Source organism: Burkholderia sp. AU19243, from assembly GCF_018148075.1.
Lineage (GTDB): Bacteria > Pseudomonadota > Gammaproteobacteria > Burkholderiales > Burkholderiaceae > Burkholderia > Burkholderia latens_A.
In genome coordinates this window covers 1-6,610 of the sequence record NZ_JAGSTV010000034.1, presented here as the reverse complement: position 1 = coordinate 6,610, position 6,610 = coordinate 1, and the positions used below count along the sequence as shown (strand labels likewise).

General features: G+C 67.0%; 7 protein-coding genes. 3 read left to right on the top strand and 4 right to left on the bottom strand.

Going from position 1 to position 6,610, the window contains the following annotated elements; genetic code table 11:
• Window positions 1-182: 182 nt before the first annotated feature.
• Together KDW55_RS29095 and KDW55_RS29090 are read left to right on the top strand one after the other, a co-directional pair.
• A complete protein-coding gene (locus KDW55_RS29095; protein WP_069242319.1) occupies window positions 183-368 on the top strand; it encodes a hypothetical protein in 186 nt (61 codons plus the stop codon).
• Complete coding sequence (locus KDW55_RS29090; RefSeq protein WP_212161886.1) at window positions 365-1,432, top strand: porin; 1,068 nt, start codon at window positions 365-367, stop codon at window positions 1,430-1,432. Before KDW55_RS29095 ends, KDW55_RS29090 begins: the two co-directional genes overlap by 4 nt.
• Window positions 1,433-1,471: 39 nt before the next feature.
• Here KDW55_RS29090 and KDW55_RS29085 read toward each other — a convergent pair whose 3' ends face one another.
• Window positions 1,472-1,774 (bottom strand): hypothetical protein, encoded by a 303-nt coding sequence (locus KDW55_RS29085; protein WP_212161885.1) that lies wholly within the window; start codon window positions 1,772-1,774, stop codon window positions 1,472-1,474.
• 193 nt (window positions 1,775-1,967) lie between these two features.
• On the opposite strand from KDW55_RS29085, the gene proP reads away from it, so the two are divergent.
• Window positions 1,968-3,437 carry a glycine betaine/L-proline transporter ProP gene (gene proP / locus KDW55_RS29080; RefSeq protein ID WP_212161884.1) on the top strand — a complete coding sequence of 490 codons (1,470 nt, stop codon included), beginning with the start codon at window positions 1,968-1,970 and terminating at the stop codon, window positions 3,435-3,437.
• Between the two features lie 73 nt (window positions 3,438-3,510).
• Here the strand turns inward: proP and KDW55_RS29075 are convergent, their stop codons facing one another.
• The 3 genes from KDW55_RS29075 to KDW55_RS29065 form a co-directional block, all read right to left on the bottom strand.
• Complete coding sequence (locus KDW55_RS29075; protein WP_212161883.1) at window positions 3,511-4,335, bottom strand: alpha/beta fold hydrolase; 825 nt, start codon at window positions 4,333-4,335, stop codon at window positions 3,511-3,513.
• A gap of 406 nt (window positions 4,336-4,741) precedes the next feature.
• Entirely contained in the window at window positions 4,742-6,094 is a 1,353-nt protein-coding gene (locus tag KDW55_RS29070; protein WP_212161882.1) for a TRAP transporter large permease, read from the bottom strand.
• A gap of 4 nt (window positions 6,095-6,098) precedes the next feature.
• Window positions 6,099-6,610: TRAP transporter small permease (locus tag KDW55_RS29065; RefSeq protein ID WP_249181358.1), on the bottom strand; the 512-nt coding region annotated here is incomplete at its 5' end.

Here is a 6,610-nt window from a genome sequence, read left to right as displayed (position 1 = left end):
GGCGACAACCTGCCGAAGACGCGCTCGGGCAAGATCATGCGGCGCCTGTTGCGCTCGCTCGCGAAGGGCGAAGCCATCACGCAGGACACCTCCACGCTCGAGAACCCGGCGATCCTCGAGCAGCTGGGCCGCTCCCTCTGACGAAGCGGCCAGCCTCACCCGACATCTTTCGACGCACGCGCGTGCCGGCGCTCATCCGCGCCATCGACGCGTCGCACGCGGCCGCCATCCGGCCGCACATGTGCGTCCCGCCGCGCCCATCCCGCGTGCGCGGCGCACGCGACGAACGCCGCGATGCCGACACCCGTCGCATCCGTCTGTTCGATGCATCGACGTACGACACCACAACACTGGAGACAACCCAATGAAAAGCAGAATCATGATCGGTTGCACCGCGCTCGCGGGTGCACTGGCCAGCCCCGGCAGCTTCGCGCAGAGCAGCGTGACGCTGTACGGCAACCTCGACGCCGCGTTGCTGTACACGAGCAAGACGCTGGACGCGGCCACCGGCACAAACGCCGGTCACCAGTTCGCAATGACCGACACCGGCATGACGCCAACGACGTTCGGAATGACCGGCAGCGAGGATCTCGGCGGCGGCCTGAAGGCGCGATTCCAGCTCGAAAGCGGCTTTGCCGTGACCAACGGCGCGTTCAACCATTCGAACGGCAACTTCTTCGGCCGCCAGGCGTGGGTCGGGCTCGATGGCGGTTTCGGCACGATCAAGGCGGGCGTGCAGTACTCGCCGTTCCTGCTCGCAATCTTCGATTCGGATCCGCGCAGCTTCTCGCACTTCGGCAGCGGCCTGATCAACTACGTCGACAACGTGCTCGTGACCGGCCTGTTCAACCCGAACGCCGTGTCGTACACGAGCCCGACGATCGCGGGCCTCACCGGCAGCGCGATGTTCGCATTCGGCGGCAAGGCCGGCGACTTCCAGGCCGGTCGCCAATATTCGGCGAGCGTCAAGTACGAGCACGACGGCTTCATGATCGACGCCGCATTCTACGACGGCAACGACGGCACCAACCCGACACCGGCGCCGAGCACCGTCGCGTTCGTCGGGCGCACGATCGGTGCCGCTTACCGGTTCGGACCGGTCACCGCGAAGGCGTCGTTCGCCAGTTACAAGGTCGGCGGATCGTTCAGCAACAACGTGTACGGCGGCGGTCTCGACTATCAGGCAACGCCGGCCGTCGATCTGAACGGCGGCGTCTGGTTCACCAGCGATCGCAACGACACGGCCAACCACTCGCTGCTCGCGGCGCTCGGCGCGACGTACAGCCTGTCGAAGGCGACCGCGCTGTATGCGCAGGTCGCGATGGTCAACAACCACGGCGCGATGAACACCGGGCTCGGCATCAACAATGCGCTGTATGCGGTCACCGGAACGACTGTCGGCGCGAACGTCGGGATCCGCCACATGTTCTGATGCGCGGGCGCCGGTTGCCGCGTCGCATCTCCAGCACCATTAATTCGTGCTCCAAATAAATCTCCGCCGAATCCGGATCGCAACGATGTATCCGGATTTCGGCGGCGCTTTCATCGCGTTCGGATTCGCCAGCAACGCGCCGTTTACTCCGCACGCTTCCCCGCGCACGAGCGGCGACGTATCGGGATGCGCATGCGCCACGGCGTCGATCCGGTCGCCACCGGTATAGACCGCCGCACGCACACCCCGTACCGCCACGCCGCCCGGCACGCGACGACATGTTGCGCGGCGGCTTGCCTGCCTGCGCCGTCCGTGTCGTTTACGACCGGTTTCCGGGCGCATGACCGATAGTCCGCTCTGCCCGTTTCTCTACACTGCTTCACACCAACACACACTCGCCGGATGCTGCGTGACGCGCGCCGCACCACCGACATCCCGGCGATCCAGAGACAACCGCCTTCGCCCCGACGGTCACGCGCCCGAGCCCGCCGCGCATCCGCACGGCCAGCCGCGAAGGCCCTTCCAGGAGCGTTCATTGAGTTCATCGCAAGCGCACCCCGCGAAAGTCCGTGCTTCCCGCAAGGCCCTGAAGTTGGAAGACGTCACGATCGTCGATCCTGCCGTGCTGAAACGCGCGGTCGGCGCAATGGCGTTCGGCAACGCGATGGAATGGTTCGATTTCGGCGTCTACAGCTACATCGCCGTCACGCTCGGCAAGGTGTTCTTCCCGTCGAGCAGCCCGTCCGCGCAGTTGCTCGCGACCTTCGGCACGTTCGCGGCCGCGTTCCTCGTGCGTCCGCTCGGCGGCATGGTGTTCGGCCCGCTCGGCGATCGCATCGGCCGCCAGCGCGTGCTCGCCGCAACGATGATCATGATGGCCGTCGGCACGTTCGCGATCGGCCTGATCCCAAGCTACGCGTCGATCGGCATCATGGCCCCGATCCTGCTGCTCGTCGCCCGCCTCGTGCAGGGCTTCTCGACCGGCGGCGAATACGGCGGCGCCGCCACCTTCATCGCCGAGTTCTCCACCGACAAGCGCCGCGGCTTCATGGGCAGCTTCCTCGAGTTCGGCACGCTGATCGGCTACACGCTCGGCGCGGCCACCGTCGCGATCCTGACGGCCGCGTTGTCGCACGAAGCGCTGTTGTCGTGGGGCTGGCGCGTACCGTTCTTCATTGCCGGCCCGCTCGGCCTCGTCGGCCTGTACGTGCGGCTCAAGCTGGAAGAAACGCCCGCGTTCAGGAAGGAAGCCGAAGCACGCGAAGCGGACGAACGGGCGCGGCCGAAGCAGTCGTTCGGCGCCCTTCTCGTCGAACAGTGGAGGCCGCTGCTGCAGTGCGTCGGCCTCGTGCTGATCTTCAACGTGACCGATTACATGGCGCTGTCGTACCTGCCGAACTACCTGTCTGCGACACTGCACTTCAACGAGACGCACGGCCTGTTCATGGTGCTGCTCGTGATGGTTCTGATGATGCCGATGACGCTCTACGCGGGCCATCTGTCGGACAGGCTCGGCCGCAAGCCGGTGATGATGTTCGGCTGCGTCGGCCTGCTCGCGTTGTCGGTGCCCGCGCTGCTGCTGATCCGCACCGGCGGGATGCTGCCGGTGTTCGGCGGAATGCTGATTTACGGCACGCTGCTGTCGACGTTCACCGGCGTGATGCCGTCCGCGCTGCCCGCGCTGTTCCCCACGCGCATCCGCTACGGCGCGCTCGCGATCGGCTTCAACGTGTCGGTGTCGCTGTTCGGCGGCACGACGCCGCTCGTCACCGCGTGGCTCGTCGACCGCACGGGCGACCTGATGATGCCCGCCTATTACTTGATGGGCGCGTCGTTCATCGGCATCGTGTCGGTGCTTGCGCTGCGCGAGAGCGCACGGCGGCCGCTGCCCGGCTCCGCACCGTGCGTGTCGAGCCGCGCAGAAGCGCAGGACCTGATTCGCCGCGGCACGGACGAAGGCTGCGTGCGCGAGCGCAAGTTCACGCCGATCGGCGAACGCGCGTAACGGGAGCCGATGCGCCGTCACACGATCGAGGACGCCGCGCGGGCACTTGCCGCCCGCATCGGCCGTGCGACCGTCAGCCCGCCGCGAGTTGCTGCGCGTCGAACCAGTCGAGCAGCGTACGCGTCACGAATGCGGGATTCTCGAGATTCGAAATATGGCCTGCATCCGGCACCAGCGCGTGCCGGCAGCCGATCACGCCCGCCATTTTCACCGTCTCCGACGGCGGGCGCGCCATGTCGCCGGCGCCGCACATCAGCAGCGTGCGTTCGGCGTCGAGTTCAGCGAGCGCGGCAAGCGTATCGGGCCGCCCGAAGATCAACCGGCCGAGCGGAACGATCGATTCCCGCAGCCGGTCGGCAGGCAGGCTCGCGAGTGCGGCGCGGAACGCGCTCGGCACCGGGTCGGCCAGGTTGACGTCCGGCCGGAAGAACAGCGGCACGATCGCATCGAGCAGCGGCGGCACGATCGAGCCGGCGGCGGCGATCGCATCGAGCATCCCGAAGTAGCGCAGCCGCGTCGCGTCGGGTTCGGCCTCGAGCGATGCATCCATCAGCACCAGCGAGCGCACACGCTCCGGTTCACGCAATGCAAGCCGGGCAGCCCACATCCCGCCGACGCTCAGGCCGACGACCGCGCACTGCTCGATCTCCAGTGCATCGAGCAATGCGCTCGCGTGCGCGGCGAGATCGTCGAGCGAATGCGTGCCGTCGGGCAGCGGGCCCGACGCGCCATGGCCCCACAGGTCCGGCACGATCACGCGATAGCGGCTCGACAGCGCGTCAATCTGCGGCGCCCACATCGCCGCGTCCCACAGATAGCTGTGTCCGAGCAGCACCGGAAAGCCGGTGCCGTGTTCCTGATAATGCAGCGTGCTGCGTTGAATGGTCAGTGCGGGCATCCCGCCTCCGGGTTCGTCGATGTCTTGAAGATGGATGGCAGCCGCCAGCGGGCGCCATGTTCGGCGGCGTATTGCGACGCGCGCGAAGCGTCGAATCATCGCACAAGTCTCGGCGATCGGGGATGACGATGCACATGGTGAAGCCGCAGTCAGATGCCGCGCGGCGGGTGCTGTGCGTCATCCCGGAGTGCGACGACGCAGGCGTGCCAGCCGACGCGATATGGCGCCGGTACGTTGCCGGACACTGCGCGGGCCACGGCAGTCATTCCGCCGTGCCGGTTCCCCATAGCCCGCGTCACGCGGTGCGCCCGTTCACCGGATTCGTCGTGCGTGTCGGGAAGCGTTCAAGCGCGCGCGGCGCCGGACGACCTCGATCGTCCGGCGCCGCGCGGGGCAACGCGTGCGGTCAGAAGACCGCGTGCCCGCTGATCAGGCTTGGCAGCCAGGTCGAGAAGAACGGCATGTACGTGACGACGTTGATCGCGCTGAAGATTGCGAGGTAGTAAGGCCACGCCATCTTCGTCGTCTCGCCGATCGACACGTTGCCGATCGCGCAACCGACGAACTGCACGGAGCCGATCGGCGGATGCACGAGCCCGAGCGAGCAGTTCAGCAGCAGCATGATCCCGAACTGCACCGGCCCGACGCCGCACGCCATTGCGATCGGCAGGAACAGCGGCGTCGTGATCAGGATATGCGCGGCCATGTCGACGAACGTGCCGAGGAACACCTGGATGATGTTGATGTACAGCAGCATCAGCCACGGCGCGGCGGTCGACTGCTTCAGCAGCCCTTCGATCGCATCCGGAATCTCGAGGTACGACATCTGGAAGCGCAGCATGTTCGACACCGCGATCAGCAGCAGCACGACGCCCGTCGTTCGCGCCGCATGCGACAGCGCGCGGCGCAGCTTCTCGACGGTCAGCGTGCGGTAGACGATCGCCGTCAGCACGAGCGAATACACGACGGCAATCGCGGCGGCCTCGGTCGCGGTCGCAATGCCCTTCGCGACGCACACGAGAATGATCGCGATGACCATCAGGCCCGGCACCGCGCCGACGAAGCTGCGCAGCACCGCATACCAGCCGGGAAACGACGGCAACGCGGACGAGCCGTCGTCGCGGCGCGGATAGCCGTGACGCACGGCCTGCCAATACGCGGCGGCGAGCACGAAGCCCATCACCCACAGCACCGGCAGCAGGCCGGAGAACAGAAGGTCGCCGATCGACACGCCGCTCACCTGCTGCCCGTGCAGCATCCCGGTGATCCCCTGCGCCGCGAACGCATAGATGATCATGTTGGTCGACGTCGGCATCAGCGCACCGGCGAGCGACGCGTGCGTCGTCACGTTGACCGCATACGCCGCGCTGTAGCCTTCGCGCTTCATCAGCGGAATCACGACGCCGCCCATCGCCGACGTGTCGGCGGTCGGCGAGCCCGACACGCCGCCGAACAGCGTGCACGCGACGACGTTGGCCATTCCGAGGCCGCCGCGGAAGTGCCCGACCGTCGCCTGCGCGAAGCGCAGGATCCGGTCGGCGATGCCGCCATGCAGCATCAGCTCGCCGGAGAAGATGAAGAACGGCACCGCGAGGAACGAAAACGCATTCATCCCCGAAATCATCGACTGCATCGCGGTCGCGATCGGCAGCCCTTCGACCATGTAGGTCAGCACGCATGCGAGGCCGAGCCCGAACGACACGGGCACGCCAAGCACCAGGAATATCAGAAAACTGACGGACAGGATCGCGAGTTCCATGGCGTTATTGTCCCGACGAAGAACGACGAAGCGCGAGCAGATGCTCGAGCGAGAAAAGAATGATGGCGATCGCCGCCGGAATCGTGATCAGGTAGCGCACGCCTTCGGGCAACCCGATGATCGGAATGCGGTCGCCCATCGTCTCGGCGGCCATGGTGCCGCAGCCGATCATGATCGCGATCGCGAACGCGATCAGGCTCACGTGCTGGATCGCGATCACGGCCGTTCGCGGTCCCGCGGACAGACGCCGCACGAGCGAGTCGAGGCCGATGTGGCCGCCGTCGCGCACCTTCATCGCCGCACCGAACATCGCGATCACGATCACGAGCAACAGCGCGATCGGCTCGACGAAATCCGGCGCGTTCTCGAACACGTAGCGCATCACGACCGCGTAGAACACCAGCAGCGTGAGCGCCGCGAGACACAGCGACGCCGTCACCGCCAGCGCGCGGGACACCAGGTCGTTCACGCAGCGCAGCAGCGGCGCGGCCGCGCGCGGGCGGCACGGCGCCGCGC